Genomic DNA, 18,591 nt, shown 5'->3' on the forward strand with positions numbered 1-18,591 from the left:
ATGAATCCGACCCTTATGCTTAATAATTTTCAAGATCGATTGCGCTCTCTTCAATCTTTTTCTTTAGATCATCTTTATACTGCTGCATTTTTGCAGAAAGTTCGTCATTCGCAGTAGCTAAAATTTGAACGGCCAATAATCCTGCATTTTTTGCTGCATTTAAAGCTACAGTTGCTACAGGAATACCATTTGGCATTTGAAGAATAGATAGGATAGAATCCCAACCGTCAATAGAATTTGAGGATTTTACAGGAACCCCAATTACAGGTAGGGTAGTGATCGAAGCCACCATTCCTGGTAAATGCGCTGCACCACCTGCACCAGCGATAATTACTTTTAAACCTCTTGAAGCTGCACCTTTAGCGTATTCGTACATTTTTTCTGGAGTACGGTGAGCTGACACTACGGTCATTTCAAATTGGATACCGAATTCTTTCATGATATCGGCTGCGTCTTTCATGATATGAAGGTCAGACTTGCTGCCCATTATAATACCTACTTGTATGCTCATTAGGAAATAACTTTTAATGTTTCTTTGATGTAATTGGCTTTTTCAATTGCTTTCTCGCGGTTTTGATCCACAATGGTAATGTGTCCCATTTTGCGGAAAGGTTTGGTGTATTTTTTACCGTAAAGGTGTACGTAAACGCCATCGATGGCCATTACTTTTTCCAATCCTTTATATTTTGCTACGCCGTTGTGGTTTTTCTCTCCCAGAAGGTTGATCATCACCGCATTGTTAGTGGATCTGGTATCCCCAAGAGGGAGGTTGAAGATTGCACGTAAATGCTGGTTAAATTGAGATACGTAGTTTCCTTCAATGGTTTGGTGTCCGCTGTTGTGTGGACGAGGCGCCAATTCGTTTACCAGAATTTCTCCTGATTTTGTTACGAACATTTCGACTGCCAATAATCCTGTAATGTTTAAGGAGGTAGCGATATTTTTCGCAATAACTTCTGCTCTTTCCTGGATTGAAGCAGGATAAGTGGAAGGAGAAATTAAGAATTCTACCAGGTTTGCTTCTGCATTGAATTCCATTTCCACCATTGGGAAGGTTTTCATATCTCCATTAGGATTTCTGGAAACAATCACTGCAATTTCTTTTTCGAAATCAACCAGTTCTTCGATTAAACAAGGTGCATCAAATGCATTCTCGATGTCCTCAATGTTATTTATTTTCATTACCCCTTTACCATCATAGCCATCTTTACGTTGTTTAAGGATGTAAGGAAATGGAATGTGACTATTTCGCATGTCTTCCCTGGTATTTACCAATTGGAAAGGTGCGGTCGGGATATTGTTTTCTTTAAAGAATTGTTTTTGAACACCTTTGTCCTGAATTAGTCGGATTACCCTGGATTGAGGGTATACAAGTTTTCCTTCTTTTTCTAGTTGTTCCAGTGCTTCAATATTTACCTTTTCTATTTCGATAGTAATGATATCTGCTTTCTTACCGAAGTTATAAACGGTGTCGAAGTCGGTGATAGAACCACATTCAAAGTAGTTTGCAAGGTGTTTACATGGAGCGTCAGTATCCGGATCTAAAATTAAAGTGGTTAAATTATAATTGATGGCTTCCTGTATCAACATCCTGCCCAATTGACCACCACCTAATATGCCTAATTTTAAATCACTTATTTGTTTTGCCATATCGATATGAAAAAGTTATGCTTATTTTGCACAAAAATAACAATATAAACGGATTGATGGAGGCAGATGCTATAATTATTGGTGCTGGAGCATGCGGATTAATGTGTGCGGTACAGGCGGGCTATTTGGGAAAGCGGGTCATATTGTTGGAGAAAAGCGATAAACCAGGTGCTAAAATTTTGATCTCTGGGGGAGGTAGGTGTAACTATACCAATCTGTTTGCCAGTGATGAACAATTTATTTCTAACAACAAACACTTTTTAAAATCTGCTTTTACGCAGTGGGGGGTTGAAGATACAATTAGCTTTTTTGAGACTTATGGCATTCATGGAAAAGAAAAAACTTTAGGGCAACTTTTTCCTGATGGTAAGAATGCAAAAGATATTGTTGGTGTATTTACGGAACTCTGTCATGATTTAGGTCAGCAGATCATTTGCGAAGCGCAGGTGACGGATATTGAACAAAATCCGGATGGGTTTTCTGTTAGCTTTGATAAGGGGAATAAAGCTAAAACATTAAAAGCACCAAAATTGGTGATTGCGACCGGTGGTTTACCCATTCCAAAAATGGGAGCAACAGATTTTGCTTTACGGTTTGCCAGAAAACATGGTCTGAATATCATCGAAACAGCCCCTGCATTGGTTCCGCTGACCATCACAGGAAAAGATGAGGATTGGTACTCGGCTTTATCAGGAAATTCAGTATTCTGTGAAGTGAGCAACGATCGCATTAGTTTTGAAGAGAATATTTTATTTACTCATTGGGGATTAAGTGGACCTGCAATCTTGCAGATTTCTTCTTATTGGCGCAGAGGGGAATCGGTCAATATTGATTTATTGCCTAGACAATCTATAGTAGATTTGATAGCAGAGGAGCGCAGAAATAATGGAAAATTGCTGCTGTCTACTTTATTGAATCGTTATTACCCTAAGAAATTCACAGATGCTCTGGGCAAATTTCTTCCTTTAGAAAAGCAGGTTGCTGCCTTAACTAAAACGGAATTGGAAAGAATTCAACAAACGATTCATTTTTTCAAAGTGAAGCCAGCGGGAGATAAAGGTTATGATAAGGCGGAAGTCATGAGGGGCGGTATTGACACGAAAGAATTGTCATCGAAAACATTAGAATGCAAGCGTATTCCAGGATTATATTTTGGTGGAGAATGCGTGGATGTAACTGGATGGCTTGGAGGGTATAATTTCCAATGGGCCTGGGCCAATGGGTACGTGATTGCGCAGAATATTTAATTTAAGAATGATTTCAATAGATCTGATTTAATCAATGATAGGAACAAAGCTGTAAATCAATTGCTTATTCTACAGCTTTGTTTCTTTAAAACTTCATCCCCATCAGTTCGCCTAATTTAAAGGCATTTCCAATCGCTGTTGCGGCACCATAATCCAAAATCGCGCGGTATTTGTTATGGTATTTTTTGTACACATAGACATCTCTTCTCCAGGCTTTATAGTTGGAGCTGTTCACCTGATCAATAATTGTAGAAATGTTTTGACCGTGGGCCTGAGTGGTGTGCCAGATACCACTAGGAATATAAAGCACTTCTCCAGCCTTTAAGGTAATGGTGGTTGGTGTAGCCTCTCTGAATCTCGGGTACTTTTCGTAATCCGGATTAGATATATCAATCGGTGATCTGGATTCTAATAATCCACCTTTTCCTGGATACATTAATTCTTCCTGATCTCTTGGAAAAATGATGACATCTTTTTCGCCATAGAGCTGAATGAGCCAGGCATGTACATCATAAGCATCTTTGTGCACTGAATAGCAATTCCCAGCACCACCAATATGTAGATCCATTCCGTTTCCGAGTTTGTTTTTTAGAATCTTGTGGTTTAGCCAATTCGGCTTTACCATGTTCATATCCATAGGATCCATGAATTCCTGAATTTCCGGGAGTTGAGTTAGAATATTGAATTTTACAGGATAGGGGGCAGGATTTTCTTTTGTGCTATTGGCAGTTAAATCCAGTAATTCCGACACGGTATATTGTTTGTTGGAGAACCAGGTGGTACGATCGCCAAACTTTTCCCGGAAAAAATCAGGAGTAAATATCAGGTTGGACTTCCAGGCCTGAGTAGCATTTTCGAGGATGACCGGAATCCCCGGCTTTTGATATTTCTCTATGAATTCTTTATAAGAGAGGTCCTTTCTTCTGTCGATTGTTGTCATGTTTTTCCTATGATGAGCGTAATATTTTAAATGCCAAAGCTTAAAACTTAATAGGAAGCTACTTTTTATCCCTATATGAAGTTAAGGATTTTCCTCAGTTAAATTTACTGAAAAATAAAAATACCTTTTTTGGTGACTTTTTAAAACAAATTTCTATATTTGCAACCCGTTAAAGAAGGAAATGCCCGGATGGCGGAATTGGTAGACGCGCTGGTCTCAAACACCTGTGGGAAACCGTGCCGGTTCGACTCCGGCTCCGGGTACTAACCGGAATCGAACACTTCGATTCCGGTTTTTTTTTGCCTTTTTGAGGCTTAAAGATGCTTCAGGCAGTTTTCAAAGTATTTCTACTGAACCCCCTAATTTATCGGAGTCTTTTTTCGTTGTTGCTGATCAGAAATGAGGGAATAATGATAAAAACATTACCCTCCTGGTTATTTGCTTACTTCAAACTGTTAATGTATGTGGTAATTTCTGACATATAGAGATCACTATCGGTATTTTTCGTCATTTTGTAAAAGCATTCAAGATGGTTACAGTCCCAGGTTACCAATCTAGATTTTGCATTAAGGCTAATAAACGCTGAATAATCTGTTGACTTTGTGACAATGTCATTTAAACCAGAAAACAGCAAAATTGGAATTGATGAAGGTTTAGTGTTTGATTCAAAATACTTTTGTGCTCCATCTGGAAGTAGTACATGCTTATTCTTTATTTCAAAGATTCTGTTGACAACTAGATTAGGGTCAATAACAAAAGAGTCCAGTATTACTCCATTTATAGATATATTTGTATCCAGAACGCTTTTTGATATAATTGTTCCCATAGATAATCCGTACAAAATTATTCTATTAGACGAATATTCCTTTTTTACATACTTTAGAACGGAACATAAGTCTTCCGCAAATTCTTCATAATACATCATATCACGATTAATCTCAAAATCTGAGCTTTCCCCAAATCCCCTGTAATCGTATAAGACAACATTGTACCCCGCTTTGAAAAATTCACCTGCCTGACCTAAACAATTAGACATATTTCCGGAGTCCGAGTTTGAGACAATGATAAATGGTTTATTTTGATCGTTTTGCAGAAAAAGCCAGGAGTTAAGTTCAACCGTACCGTTGACCCTTATTTTCTTAGTTTGATATTTCAAGCCAAGTTGTTCAGGTCTTACTTGATATTGCCTAGAAGGATTAATTGAGAATCCATTCAGTGAAAGAGTAAATAGAACAAAGAGGAAGGCAAGTTTTTTCATTTTTGAAATTTTTATTTAACGTAATCACCTGTAAGTGATAACTTGTTGAAGTTAAAATTTTTGGCAATAAATCCCGCTTGTTATTTCTATTTAGGGAAAAATATACACTTTTGAACCCTACAGGGATGTAGAATTGATCTGATCAAAAAAACGTGGAATAGTGATAATTGTTAACAAGCCATCCTTGTACTTTGACAGTTAGAATAAAAACCGGAAAATAATTATTTGATAATGTCAAGTTTTTGGTTCAAAGCAAGACCGGTCATTGTAAACTCCCACCGAATTTATCTTTGGGATCACGTATGGCTTGTTTCGCTTCGTCATAATTTATAGCAAATAATTCTTGGGCAGTTGTTCCTTCAATTGTTAAGAGCTGATGATCATATTTGTCAAGGATATTAAGTGCGTATGCATAATCGATTACTACTCTTAGTAGCCCGGTAGCTTTGACTGTATTTAATAACTTATTTTAGAGTACATTACTTAAAAGATTTACTGTATTCTTTAAAGAGGTTAATTGGTCATTTTGTTCTCTTAATAGTGATTCATTTAAAGAATTGCCTTTTACCAAGTATTCTTTCAGAATTCTATTTGCCCAATTACGGAATTGGGTGCCCTCTAAGGATTTTAGCCGATAGCCTATTGAAATTATTACATCTAAGCTGTAGAAAGCCACTGGTCTATCTGAATTAGCAATGTGCATTTTTTGCACATTGCTTTTTTCCTCCAATTCTTTTTCCTTAAAACTTTGGTTAAACCATATTGTAGCATCAGTAACTTCGAAGTCATTGTGGTTCATGTCAGGTGTCGATTTTCGATGATCATCGAAAGGTGCAGGCATTATTATTTCACCACATATTTGATGGTATTTGCCACATTAATTCTACAATATTCTTTTAGTTTGCTTCCTTTGATCTGTATCGAAAGAAATATATGTTAACAGCTCTTAAAAAATTACTGACAAACTGGGTTCTCCATTTTTTAACTGTGTGGATTGCTATTAAAGCATTTTATGTGATTGCTTATTTGTATCATGTACATACATGGGGCAATTATATCGTAAATACAGATGGCACACCTGTAACAGGCTGGCAATATGCTACCAATTCAGATAATAGATTACTAGTTGTTGCTCTTTTAGTATTTATGACTGAAGCCGTAAAACAATTTCTATTTAAAAAATATCACTTTATCGTTTTTATTGCGGGATGTTTACTGGCTGGGATGATCTCATGTGCAGGACTTGTCTATGAACGGCCTCATGTTTTCAATCAACAAGCTAAACTAACGCTGATAGTACCCATTTTATGTATGGCAGCTTACGCTTTCATTTACATTATTGTAAGCGCTTATTATCTTCAGAATAGAAATAGACAGTTACATAGAATTCAGCAGTCAGAGAATGAATTACATACTTTAAAGGCGCAATTAAATCCACATTTTCTGTTCAATGCTTTAAATTATCTATATGGGACTGCTATAAAAGAAAAAGCCACAAATACAACTCAGGGGATTGAGATCATGTCCGATATGATGCGTTATATCATTCATGGTATGCATGAGAATTTTGTTCAACTACAGGATGAAATAAAGTTTATGGAAAACTATCTGAGACTTCAGCAGGTACGCTTGCCTCTAAAGAATAACATTAAAATTAGTACTCAGATTGTTTCATATGATCATAATCATCAGCAAAAAATAGCTCCGCTATTACTGCTGCCTTTCATTGAAAATGCTTTTAAATACGGGATCAGTATGGATACTCAGTGTGAAGTTCAGATAGAGATTGTTGTGACCAAAAATGAGCTGCAGATGCAAGTGTTTAATACCATTGTTCAGAATCGGCCAGAAGTTAGCGGAAATAACACGGGAATAAAAAATACGATTAAGCGACTGGATCTTCTTTATCCAAATAGTTACCGGTTAGATCATAAAAATACCGGTTTGGATTATAAAGTTGCATTTTGGTTGAAACTCAACTCTTAAATACATCATTCAATTTTCGTTCTCATGATTAAAAAATTAATGTTGCTGCTTTGCGGAGTAGTAGTCCCTCTTATGTCTATATCTCAGACTAAAGACTCCTTGTTTATAGTAAAAATAACTGCAACAAAAATGCCCTCAAAGGCTAAGATTTACCTGTTATATCAAAAGTACGGTAAAAGAATAATTGATTCTGCAACGCAAAAAAATGGCTTATTTGTTTTTAAGGGAAGGATAGGTAGACCAATGTTTAGCAGACTCATTTGCGATACCACGAATATTGGTTTTTCGAGAATGCTTAAAAAGCAATATGATAGACCGGACCTCTTGAGTATGTATATTTATCCGGGGCGAGTAGTGTTAAAAACCTTCAGTCGATCAATTGCTGATGCAGTGTTTGTTGGGAAGGGTATCAATTCAGATTATTTTAAGCTTGAGCAATTGCTTAGTCCCATTTATGATGAGAGCGACAAGATTAGTAAGTTGAGGGAAACTGCTCTTGAGCCGAGTGCCTCACTTTCGAAAAAGAAATTAGATAGTTTGAGCCTGGTTAAGAATGCCATTCGATGGAAATTCGTTGTCGATAATCCAGACAGCTTTATCGCCTTGAGTGCATTGCAGGACTATGCAGGAATCTCCCCGGATGTTGCCGTTATAGTGCCATTGTTTAACAGGCTTTCTGTAAGATTGCAGAATACACCGTTAGGTAGAGAATTCTGGAAATTTCTATCAAACCAAAAAAAACTTAATCCCGGTAGAATGGCTCCTGTTTTTATTCAAAATGATACTGCAGGCAATCGTGTTAATTTAACCTCATTTAGGGGGAAATATGTATTAATTGACTTTTGGGCTTCCTGGTGTGGACCATGCAGAGCAGCCAACACTGAACTTGTTAAAATTTATAATGATTTTAAGGATAGAAATTTTACTATCTTGGGTATTTCTCTAGATGCTGCTGATGGAAAGGATGCCTGGCTAAAAGCAATAAAGAATGATAGGCTAAGCTGGACCCAGGTTTCAGACTTGAAGCATTGGGAAAATGAGGTAGCAAAGCTTTACAGTATTATGGAAATTCCACAAAGTTTTTTGATTGATCCTGAAGGTGTAATCATTGCAAGGGGGCTTGAGGCGAAAGAATTAATGGAGAAACTTAAGCATATATTACCGGTAAAATGATCAAAGTAATTGCAGTTGACGATGAACCTGTAGCACATGATATTATACGTGACCACTCGGAGAAAATTCCATTTATTTCGCTTGAAGCTACGTTTTTGAGTGCTACAGATGCACTGTTTTATATTAAACATGAGCGTGTAGACTTAGTTTTCCTCGACATCGCTATGCCTGATCTCTCGGGTATTGAATTTGCCGCTATGATCCCCCACGAAATTCAGGTCATCTTTACTACTGCTTATCCTGAATATGCATTAAAGGGTTTTGAATTGGCTGCTACCGACTATTTATTAAAGCCTATTAATTTTACTCGATTTTTAAAAGCTTGCCAGCTTGCTGAAAAGAGGCTCCAACTGCCTGAAGTAAAAAAAAGGAACGAAGAGCAGGCATTATTTGTAAAGGATGGACATGACTGGGTGCAAATAAAGTTTAATAATCTGGTGTACGCCAAAGCGGAAGACAATTATGTAGATTTGCATGAAATAGGTAAACATACACTTACACGTATTACTTTGACAGAATTGCAGACAAAACTCCCTAAAGATCAGTTTTTACGTGTTCATAAATCATTTATAATTTCCAAACAGAAAATTGAACGAATTGAGAAACACCAGGTAATTGTAGCAGGGAATAAGATTCCCTTATCTAAATTGTATAAAGATGCGCTACTGCAGCATCTTGGACAGGCATCATCAGTTGGTTAATTAGCTTGAAATTTATGAATATCCTTAGCTTTTTACACGCTCAGTCATTATTAATATATATATAAAATCAGGTAGTTTAAACCAAAACTTTAGATTATTTAACTTCCAAATTTTGATTCAAAACTGGCCCAATTAAGGTTGCCTAAAACTAAATTTGCGCTATTATAAACTAAAGGCAAATTTAAATAAGACATTTTAGCTTAAATCTTGAATAATAGGCTCCATAAGCAACAGTTTGTGCGTTCAAAGTAATCTGGAGAAAGGGCAATGAAAAAAGCTTCTAGTTAAACTAGAAGCTTTTTTCATTGCTTTAGCTGGAAAAATCACAACTTATTTATGTTCCTTCACTAAAAATAACTTTTTATGATAGGTCAATCAAATTGGTTTATCCGCATAGACTCATAATTCCTCAAAAAGTGCTCTAATTTCAAATCATACTGTATAAAATCTTTTAAATACTATGATCCTAGTAGGCAATCAGAATAGAAAGTCGGCTGTTTTAGCTTACAGAGGACTTTTGAAGATTTAATGATCTTTTTTACCTCTTATTGGGGTTTTAGTTGTGTTTGGAATGAAAACTAAATAGTCATAACCTTTTATAATTCTTTCCAGCTCTAAATTCTCTACTTTAAGTTTCTTTTTAGAGATTGCTTGTTTCAAGGGGCTTAAATCATAGGCATACCAATTGTCATCTTTTACGACGGTTAAAAAAGATTTATATTGATCTAAATCAGCCAATGTTGCACCTTCTTGCTTTCCGATAAGCATAATGTGTAATGACTTCCGATAATTAGCCTCTTCAATATTGGAAACCAAGTTGCCAATATCAAATACTTCCATTAAACTCTCTCCTTTAGGCAGGTGATTGGCGCCAAATTTGAAAAGATTCTTCTTGTCTTTCCATTCAGGTAGTTTTTCAAAAATCAGGTGCTTCATATATTGAACTCTCATAGGATGAATTCGAGTTAAATATAGTTTTCTGCTTAGTTTTAGTGCCTCAAGCTGTTCTTTCTCGCTTGCTGATAAATTCAGAGCACTCAACTCGTTCAATTTTGCCTGACAATGGTCAGAGAACAAATAGAATGTGGTGTTATTTTTTGTATCATAAGCAGCGGAATTATCGATCATCTGATCATAAATTTCTTTAGCTTTATTATTTTTAGATTGTTTCTTTAACTCTGAAAGTAGTAATCGGTCTGAAAATAGACTAATTTGATCAGCTCCATATGATTTAATATTCTGCTGAAGTATGTTTTTGAATAAATCAAACTCAGCTTCACCTTGTAAAAAGGATAAAGCTGAACCCGATTCATTACGGAATTTGTCCAGTTCAGTAGGCGATAAAGATTTAATTTTTTTTGATATTGTGTTGATTGTATATGGATCAATTTCCAGAATATAGTTGTCAAACTTAATATTATTAATAATCGCATTGGTGAAGTAAGGGACTTCATTCGTGAAATGTACCTCGCCCAATAATAAAGAATTACTTTTGTTGATTTCATCCTGTAAGGTAATCCATCCTTTCCCTTCGAAAGTGTTGTTATTGTTTTTTTTAAATGTGGAGTAGTTTTTCTGAATTAAACTATCCATTAAAGTAGTTTGTGCGTAACTGAAATTGGCAATAAACAGAGTTAGAATTAGTAGTTTGGTTTTCTTCATTTCTTTTTTTTGAAAGGTACAATAAATTTAATTTATCATCCTGATCATTGTATGATATACCCCTAGGAATTGCCTTTTGTGATGACAATCTCTGGAGAAAAAGGATGTGCTGGCAGATTTAAATTAACTTGATCTTGTATTGTAACATGAATACACTTTTACCATTACTTCAATAGTCCGTTCTAGAAGTTATAATACTATTTGTCAGCAATGTTTCTGTAAAACCTATCAAAAGGAATAAATATCAAGGTAAAATCCTGTATAGTTAAGAATCTGAATTTTTGCCCGTCAGACTGCTGATCGGACACAAAATTCATACTACAGCATTTGTCCGAGAAACCCACAGATAATGCGCATATCTCTAGACCTCACAGTTCTTTAGGAGGATTAACACCACACCATATATAAAAAAAAAGCCAATTAACGGCCTTATTTTCGAATTTCCATTATCTTATATTTGGGGGAGGTCAATATTAAAACTACACTCAAGTGTAGTAATAGTCAGAACAAACTGTAATAATTTTGAATAATACTAAAACCTATTAATTTAATAAATTGAAAACTGTCACCATGAAAAAGATGATCCTGATCTTTGGATTTTTTATCTATGGAAGCTCATTCGGACAAAAAGTAAAAGTTCTAAATTTTGCGACTTTTCATATGGTTTATACGCCGGATGAACACAAAGTGAAATTTGACCAAAATGATGAAAAGAGTAAATCTGAAACTTTTGAAATAGCAAAAATGTTAGCTGAATTTAAACCAACAGTAATTTGTGTGGAAATTGTTCCTGGTAAGAGTGAGGGATTGAATACGGACTACAGTAACTTTTTGAAAAATAAAGATTACAAAACCAAGATTGGTGGTGAAGTCGCTTTAATAGCTTATGAAGTTGGTAAAATTTCCGGCGTAAAAAAGATTTATGGAATTGATGAACAAGAAACTGCTCCTTACAATTATAAAATTGGCAGTGAATTAGAAAATCAAGTAGATAGTCTTACCTCAAAGAAATATTCTAGAGCAGTCTTTAAGGAGTTTGCTGAATTTGGGAAGCTATCAACACTCGGTAAATTAAAAACCTTCAATGATAAAGAAACGTTAGAAAAATTTATAAATATTAATGCTGATATTTTAACCTATAACAGCACTAAAGGAAACTTTGAAGGAGCTGATGAAGCAAGTAAATTTTATAGAAGAAATTTAAGAATATTTTCGAATATAAATCAAATTCCTCTTACAAATGAGGATAGAGTATTTATAATTATGGGTGCTACTCATACTGCTTTTTTAGGTGAATTTATGAAAAGAAGTCCTAAATATGAGCTTGTAAATGTTGCAGATTATCTTAAATAGGAATGATTTGACTCCAGGTATACTGGATTTAGTTGAACAATAAGCTTGTCCGCGAACATTTTGAGGATAAGGGCAGTGCTTATGGAGTAAAGAAGATTAACTGTAATGCTTATTATTAATATAAAAAGTCAATGCAGACCGCATTGACTTTTTAGGTAATTTAAACAAACTAAAAAATAGAGAGACCAGGTACTTTATATGAAAGAAGTTGACAATATGGGCGAAAACCATAAGCCGAAACGGATTAATTTATCATACATAATTCACGAACTAAAACATCTTCTACATCTTGAAAGTGGATTTCTATTTACTGTAAAACAACTGTTTATCAGACCAGGGAAATTGGTGAGGACCTTCATATCTGAGGATAGAAGTAAAGCTACCAAACCTATAATTTTTCTAATATTTTCAGCAACATTATTCACCATTATCTTTCATTATTTTCATATCAAATACGAGTTTTTCTCTTTAAATCAAGAGATTGGAGGAATTGACGAGTTTTTAGAAAAGAAAACAATTAGTGACTGGATCAACAATCATATAGGTTATACCTCACTTTTTATTGGATTTTTTATTGCTCTTTGGGTAAGATTATTCTTTAGGAAGCATAGATACAATATCTATGAAATCACCGTTTTATTATGTTATTCGATTGGCCAGGGGTTATTGATAACAAGTTTATTTGCGTTGTTTGCGGTGGCTTCTAAAATTAATGCAATTGCCTCGATTGGAATTTTTGCAGGGTATTTGTATATATTTTGGTCTATTGGACAATTTTTCGGTGAAAAAAAGACAGCAAATTATGCTAAATCACTGATGTGTTGTGTTTTAGGAGCGGTGTCTTTTCGGTTGGTTTTAATATTACTTGCATACACTTTTTATTATATAAAGATGAAATAATTTCGGGCATTGGTGTATGCGGGCAAAGTAATAGCAGATTCTTAAGATTACAAATTACATTTATTTACTCCGGAGGGTACTGCTCAAGATCGTAAAAGTGTTGAAATCTGAGTCTTATAAAGTGTTTTTGGTAGAGTCTTTAAAAATAACGTTGATTATAATTCCGCCTATTCCAAATTATTTACATATTATTGGTGTAAAATTTTTACTCACATTATTCCCGGAAGAATTATAAATGGAAAACTACGCTAAGCGCTCTGACTTAGAATTGTTGAAGATGCTCCAGCTTGGTGACCGTTTTGCTTATACGGAAATATTTGAAAGGTATAAATTCATTCTGCATCATCATGCCATAAAAAAACTGCCGAATAGGGAGGAAGTAAAAGATATTGTTCAGGAAGTATTTACCATGCTTTGGACAAAAAGAGAAGGCATAAATATCCATACTAGCCTTTCAGGTTACCTATATACCTCTCTAAGGAATAGTGTTCTTGATCATTTTTCAAGACAGAAGGTGCGTGATAAATATGTGGATTCGATGAAGGATTTTGCCAGTCAGGGGGTAATACTGCCTGATCATCGCATCAGGGAAAAACAATTATCTGCAGCGATAGCAGCAGAAATTAGCATGTTACCTGAAAAAATGCGAATTATTTTTGAGTTGAGCAGGAGAACTTACCTTAGCCATAGCGAGATTGCCGAACAACTGGGGATTTCTGAAAAGACGGTCAATAGGCAGATTTCCAATGCGTTAAAAATACTTAGGTCAAGGCTTGGCCTCTTTGCTTACCTCATGTTTCTGATCAGGTATTAAAAAAAATAAAAGAATATTAATTTCGTCTACATGTTCGGCTTGAGTTAGCCGTCTTGTTATTGGATTTGGGGAAAAAACAATCTGGAATTAATATGCATGCAGCAGACTATGATAAATTATTCGCTCAATATAAAGCGGGTAATTGTTCAGAAGAAGAGATCGCATTTATAGAAAGCTGGTACCTTGTTTATCAAGAGGGTAGCTTACATGACGATTTATCTTTATCGGATAGAGAAGCCGATCTGGATAAAGTGAGAAATGCGCTTAATCTTGAATATCCGAAACCTACACTTCGTTTGTGGCCACGAGTTGCTGCTGCCGCAGCAATATTAATCATATTTGGGGCAGGTTTATATGTTTATACAGATAAAAGCAGCCCTATTGCAACCGAATACGCTAATGATATCCCATCAAAAGGCAAAAATACTGCAACACTGATCCTGGCAAATGGTGAAAAGATTGAATTGTCTGAAGCTAAGGTCGGGAAACTGGTAGATCAGGCTGGTATTGAAATCTCCAAGACTAAAGAAGGACAGTTAATTTATGAAATAAAAGATCAGGAAAATGCTGGTCCAAATAAGTGGAACACACTTTCAACTGCTAAAAGTCAGACCTATTTGATTCAACTGCCTGATGGAACAAAGGTATGGTTAAATGCAGCCTCTGTATTGAAATACCCAGTGTCGTTTGCGAAATTAAAAAAACGAGATGTTGAATTGAATGGTGAAGCCTATTTCGAGGTAGCAAAAGATCCTCAACATCCATTTAGGGTGAAAACTTTAACGCAGGAGGTTGAGGTATTGGGAACGCACTTCAATATCAGTAGTTATTCTGATGAAAATAGTACTAGAACTACCCTGCTGGAAGGTGCGGTAAAAGTAAGCCTGGTAAATGGAATACTTTCAAAAGTGATTAAGCCTGGAGAAGAAGTATTGAATGTACAACAGCAACTGCAGGTAAGGCCAGCAAATCTTAAAGCTGCCGTCGCCTGGAAGACCGGATATTTTAGATTCAATAATGAAAATCTGGAAAGCATTATGCGGCAGATATCCAGATGGTACGATGTAGATATTGTCTATTCGGGTAATCGCAACGAACTTGCTGCCCTTACTTTCTGGGGCATTGTCTCAAAAGAGAAGAATGTTTCTGAAGTTCTAAAGATGATAGAACGCGCTGAGAAAGTTAAATTTAGTATTGACGGCCGAACCATAACGGTCAAGTCCAATTAAAATCCCCCCCCCCCTTAATTATATAAACCTAAACCAAACCAACCACATGAAAAAAAGAAAGCACCGCGACCCTTAGCCAGATTCAGATAAATCAGAAAACAGGAACGTTCGAACCGTTCCTGTTTAATCCTGATTGGCACAAAATAATGAAATAACAAATTTTATGATTACCGGATTGCCTGTCGCCTCTGAAAGCAGGGCATTTCCGGTACAGACCAACATGTCAAATGTATACAAATTTTACAAAATATTTTTGTGAGTCTTTGGGCTACAAGGATAATTTCCTCAAGTCAACAGGACCGGATTATTATCCGGCAACAGGCTATAGGTTATGGGGGATAAATACAATTCTTGTGATGAAATTAATTACAGCCTTATTAATCCTGAGCCTAACTCAGGTGACTGCGGCTACTTTTGCACAGAAAATTACTATCAACAAAAGTAACGCTACGATTGAAACCGTTCTTGAAGAAATAGGAAAGCAAAGTGGCTACGGTGTTTTTGTTGGGGTGAAGACCTTAAATAGTGCAAAATCTGTCAGCATTAATGTAAAGAATGCAGAAATGGAGGAAGTGTTGAAACTGTGTCTGGAAGGACAGCAGCTTGATTTCTCTATTGAAAATAAGATCATTGTGATTAAACAGAAGCAAGCTTCAATTCTGGATAAATTAACTGCCGTTTTTTCGGGTACTGAAATATTTGGGATTGTGTTGGACAATGATAACAATCTGCTGCCAGGAGCAACGGTAACCATTAAGGGGAGCAATCGAAGTACGACCACCAATGGGATGGGGCAGTTTAAATTAAAAGATGTCCCTGACGGTGCCATATTACAGATTTCTTTTATGGGGTATGTGACTAAGGAAATTAAGGCCAATGAAAACCTACTGGGAGTGAAATTGGAATTGAGCACATCTAAACTGGATGAAGTACAGGTGATGGCTTATGGAAAAACCAACAGAAGGATTTCTACCGGAAATATTGTAACGATCAGTGCCAAGGAACTGGAAAAACAGCCGGTCACCAATCCCTTGCTGGCGCTTTCAGGAAGGGTTGCAGGAATGATCGTAACGCCGACCAATGGTTATGCGGCGAGTCCTGTGAAAGTAGAGATCAGAGGAAGAAAAGCCATTAATCCAGGCTTTGTTTCTGATCCCCTGTATATTATAGATGGTGTTCCACTCAGTAGTATTGAACTGGGTGCCGGATCAAATTATAGCAAAGGTTCAGCAGGTGTGGTTCAGAATGGATTTTCTTATACAGGAGGCCAGAGTCCACTGTTTAATATCAGTACGAATGATATTGAGAGCATCGAAGTTTTGAAGGACGGTGACGCGACTGCTATCTATGGTTCAAGAGGGGCAAACGGCGTAATTCTCATCACCACCAAAAAAGGAAGGGCTGGGGAAACTACACTTTCAGTGAATACTTCACAGGGACTAAGTTTTGTAACGCAGCGTTACAATATGCTAAACACAGAACAATATTTACAACTGAGAAGAGATGCATTTGCGAATGATAACATCGTACCAACGGTAGTCAATGCACCTGATTTAACACTTTATGATCCTAATCGGTATACCGATTGGCAAAATAAACTATGGGGCAATATGGGAAAAAAAACCAATGCCTCGGTCAGTCTGACCGGTGGAGACCAGCAAACGCAGTTTCTTTTTTCCGGTAATTATGGTCGGACGGAAGAGATTGTTTCCAATGGTGGAAACAATCAGAATGCCTCGATGGCTATTAATCTGGCTCATAGTGCTATGGAACAGAAATTCAAAATTAATGCAAATGTACTTTATACTTATTCGGCAGTAAAAACCATTGGCACACCTGATGCGGTTACAGTGGCTCCTAATGCCCCTGATATTTATGCAGCAGATGGCAGTTTGAATTTTAAGGCCTGGGGTAGAGGTCCGGCAGGTTCTTACTTCCCTTTTGGTTCCCTGGAATCCGGTTATTTTTCCAATACCAATCTGATGAAAGCGGGAGTAAATCTGCATTATCAATTGGCAAATAACCTTTCTTTATCTACCAATCTGGGTTATACGTTTACTTATAACACGAACCGTTTTTTCAACCCGATCTCTAGTATGGATCCACTTAGCAATCCAGCTGGTAATGCATTTTCAGGAAGTACCAATAATTCTAACTGGATTATCGAACCTCAGCTAAATTATAATGTGAACTTATTTGGAGGTGAGTTCAGTGTATTATTGGGTACTAGTTTACAAAAAGACGGCACTAAAACTTCAGGTATTTATGGTCTTGGTTACGAAGCAGACGATTTTTTGGAAAATATTGCGCTCGCTCCCATTAAATTAATTTTTGACAACATAGGTTATTATAAATATGCAGCAATATTTGGCAGGCTAAGTTATAACCTGAAGGACAGGTATATCTTGAATATCAATGGCAGGAGAGATGGATCATCGCGATTTGGCCCAGGAAAACAGTTTGGTAATTTTGGTTCTATCGGAGCAGCATGGATCATATCAAATGAGAACTGGCTTAAGGATCGACTTCCTGCATTGATCAGTTTTATTAAATTGAGAGGAAGCTACGGATTAACAGGCAGCGATGCAGTTGGTGATTATAAATACCTTACTCAATGGGCAAATAATACTCCAGGCTCAATACCACTCCCTGGTTATAATGGTGTTTCGCCTTTAGTCAGCCTGTTGGCCGTAAATCCAGACTACAGATGGCAGGTGGCAAAGAAACTGGAAGGTGCGTTAAATTTAGGTTTCTGGGAAGATCGTGTCAATCTGCAGGTTTCCCGCTATCGTGAACGCATAGGGAATCAGCTGACAGAGTATCCAACTCCATTGTTTAGCGGCTTCAAAAGTGTAATCGCTAACTGGCCGGCTTTACTTGAAAATAAAGGATGGGAATTTACAGCAGATATTGAAGCCATCAAAACCGATAAAATAGGATGGAGCTGGAGTTTTAACGGCGGTCGGAATACGAATATATTGGCCAGCTATCCCGGAATTGAACTTACACCATACTTTAATCTTTTTAAAGTGGGCGCCTCGCTGAATACCCTGTACCTATTGCATTATACGGGTATAGATCCACAAACTGGGCATTATACATTTGAGGATTATAATAAAGACGGTCGCATTGCTTTTGATAATAGCATACAACCGGGTACCGCCGAGGACGATCGTTTTGTGGCTGTTGACATGACCCCAAAGTTTTCCGGAGGTTTTGGTACTTCTTTTAGATACGAGAACTTCAATATTAGTGCGTTTTTTGAATATAGACAGCAAATCGGTATTAATCCGGATTACAATAGTTCAAGTTTGTTAGGAAGTATGAACAATCAGTCTGCTGATTTATTTGGCAAGTATTGGAGGCAGCCGGGCGATCAGGCTTTATATGCAAAACCAACCACTATAACAGGTGATGCAAGTACCAACAACTTTTTTGCTTCTGATGGTCAATACCAGGATGCTTCCTATCTGAGAATGAACAATATCTCCCTGGCTTACCAATTCGATAGAAAAATCTCTAAAAAACTGGGTGCAAAATCATTGAATATATATGCTAATGCACAAAATATTTTTGTGCTGAGTAAAGGAAGAGGCCTGGATCCTTCTGTTCAAAACTTTGGAGCACTCCCACCGCCAAAAGCAGTAGTATTTGGTATTTCCGCACAATTTTAATCTG

At 36.5% G+C, this 18,591-nt stretch carries 15 protein-coding genes and 1 tRNA gene; 10 read left to right on the forward strand and 6 right to left on the reverse strand.

Annotation, left to right across the window (positions count from 1 at the left end):
• Positions 1-19 precede the first annotated feature (19 nt).
• Positions 20-511 (reverse strand): 5-(carboxyamino)imidazole ribonucleotide mutase, encoded by a 492-nt coding sequence (gene purE / locus R2Q94_RS03420; protein WP_316820037.1) that lies wholly within the window; start codon positions 509-511, stop codon positions 20-22.
• Positions 511-1,650 carry a 5-(carboxyamino)imidazole ribonucleotide synthase gene (locus R2Q94_RS03425; RefSeq protein WP_316820038.1) on the reverse strand — a complete coding sequence of 380 codons (1,140 nt, stop codon included), beginning with the start codon at positions 1,648-1,650 and terminating at the stop codon, positions 511-513. The genes purE and R2Q94_RS03425 overlap by 1 nt, the downstream gene beginning before the upstream one ends.
• Before the next feature lie 17 nt (positions 1,651-1,667).
• On the opposite strand from R2Q94_RS03425, the gene R2Q94_RS03430 reads away from it, so the two are divergent.
• Positions 1,668-2,897 (forward strand): NAD(P)/FAD-dependent oxidoreductase, encoded by a 1,230-nt coding sequence (locus R2Q94_RS03430; RefSeq protein ID WP_316820039.1) that lies wholly within the window; start codon positions 1,668-1,670, stop codon positions 2,895-2,897.
• Positions 2,898-2,982: 85 nt separating this feature from the next.
• Here the strand turns inward: R2Q94_RS03430 and R2Q94_RS03435 are convergent, their stop codons facing one another.
• Positions 2,983-3,837 carry a cupin-like domain-containing protein gene (locus tag R2Q94_RS03435; protein ID WP_316820040.1) on the reverse strand — a complete coding sequence of 285 codons (855 nt, stop codon included), beginning with the start codon at positions 3,835-3,837 and terminating at the stop codon, positions 2,983-2,985.
• 183 nt (positions 3,838-4,020) lie between these two features.
• Here R2Q94_RS03435 and R2Q94_RS03440 point away from each other — a divergent pair.
• Positions 4,021-4,100 (forward strand) — tRNA-Leu (locus R2Q94_RS03440).
• A gap of 179 nt (positions 4,101-4,279) precedes the next feature.
• Here R2Q94_RS03440 and R2Q94_RS03445 read toward each other — a convergent pair.
• The gene (locus R2Q94_RS03445; protein WP_316820041.1) at positions 4,280-5,095 is read right to left on the reverse strand and encodes an alpha/beta fold hydrolase; all 816 of its coding nucleotides are present in this window, start codon (positions 5,093-5,095) and stop codon (positions 4,280-4,282) included.
• Between the two features lie 469 nt (positions 5,096-5,564).
• Positions 5,565-5,894: a RhuM family protein gene (gene rhuM / locus R2Q94_RS03450; protein WP_316820042.1), complete on the reverse strand. Its 330-nt coding sequence runs from the start codon at positions 5,892-5,894 to the stop codon at positions 5,565-5,567.
• A gap of 134 nt (positions 5,895-6,028) precedes the next feature.
• Between rhuM and R2Q94_RS03455 the strand changes: the two genes are divergently transcribed.
• Genes R2Q94_RS03455 through R2Q94_RS03465 form a run of 3 tightly spaced genes read left to right on the forward strand, consistent with a single transcriptional unit; the run spans position 6,029 to position 8,955 of the window.
• On the forward strand, positions 6,029-7,081 hold the full coding sequence (locus tag R2Q94_RS03455) for a sensor histidine kinase (protein ID WP_316820043.1): 1,053 nt from the start codon (positions 6,029-6,031) through the stop codon (positions 7,079-7,081).
• A 24-nt stretch (positions 7,082-7,105) separates the two neighbouring features.
• Positions 7,106-8,254: a TlpA disulfide reductase family protein gene (locus R2Q94_RS03460; protein WP_316820044.1), complete on the forward strand. Its 1,149-nt coding sequence runs from the start codon at positions 7,106-7,108 to the stop codon at positions 8,252-8,254.
• Entirely contained in the window at positions 8,251-8,955 is a 705-nt protein-coding gene (locus R2Q94_RS03465; protein ID WP_316820045.1) for a LytTR family DNA-binding domain-containing protein, read from the forward strand. Before R2Q94_RS03460 ends, R2Q94_RS03465 begins: the two co-directional genes overlap by 4 nt.
• 525 nt (positions 8,956-9,480) lie before the next feature.
• On the opposite strand, the gene R2Q94_RS03470 is transcribed toward R2Q94_RS03465, so the two are convergent.
• Positions 9,481-10,617 carry a hypothetical protein gene (locus R2Q94_RS03470; protein WP_316820046.1) on the reverse strand — a complete coding sequence of 379 codons (1,137 nt, stop codon included), beginning with the start codon at positions 10,615-10,617 and terminating at the stop codon, positions 9,481-9,483.
• Positions 10,618-11,187: 570 nt separating this feature from the next.
• Between R2Q94_RS03470 and R2Q94_RS03475 the strand changes: the two genes are divergently transcribed.
• From R2Q94_RS03475 to R2Q94_RS03495, 5 genes are all read left to right on the forward strand, one after another.
• Positions 11,188-11,970 carry a DUF5694 domain-containing protein gene (locus R2Q94_RS03475; RefSeq protein ID WP_316820047.1) on the forward strand — a complete coding sequence of 261 codons (783 nt, stop codon included), beginning with the start codon at positions 11,188-11,190 and terminating at the stop codon, positions 11,968-11,970.
• A 198-nt stretch (positions 11,971-12,168) separates the two neighbouring features.
• The gene (locus R2Q94_RS03480; protein ID WP_316820048.1) at positions 12,169-12,870 is read left to right on the forward strand and encodes a DUF3667 domain-containing protein; all 702 of its coding nucleotides are present in this window, start codon (positions 12,169-12,171) and stop codon (positions 12,868-12,870) included.
• A gap of 235 nt (positions 12,871-13,105) precedes the next feature.
• A complete protein-coding gene (locus R2Q94_RS03485; RefSeq protein ID WP_316820049.1) occupies positions 13,106-13,684 on the forward strand; it encodes an RNA polymerase sigma-70 factor in 579 nt (192 codons plus the stop codon).
• 92 nt (positions 13,685-13,776) lie between these two features.
• The gene (locus tag R2Q94_RS03490; RefSeq protein WP_316820050.1) at positions 13,777-14,913 is read left to right on the forward strand and encodes a FecR family protein; all 1,137 of its coding nucleotides are present in this window, start codon (positions 13,777-13,779) and stop codon (positions 14,911-14,913) included.
• A 356-nt stretch (positions 14,914-15,269) separates the two neighbouring features.
• On the forward strand, positions 15,270-18,587 hold the full coding sequence (locus R2Q94_RS03495; protein ID WP_316820051.1) for a SusC/RagA family TonB-linked outer membrane protein: 3,318 nt from the start codon (positions 15,270-15,272) through the stop codon (positions 18,585-18,587).
• The last annotated feature ends 4 nt before the right edge of the window (positions 18,588-18,591 follow it).

Source organism: Pedobacter gandavensis, assembly GCF_032678465.1.
Taxonomy (GTDB): domain Bacteria; phylum Bacteroidota; class Bacteroidia; order Sphingobacteriales; family Sphingobacteriaceae; genus Pedobacter; species Pedobacter gandavensis_B.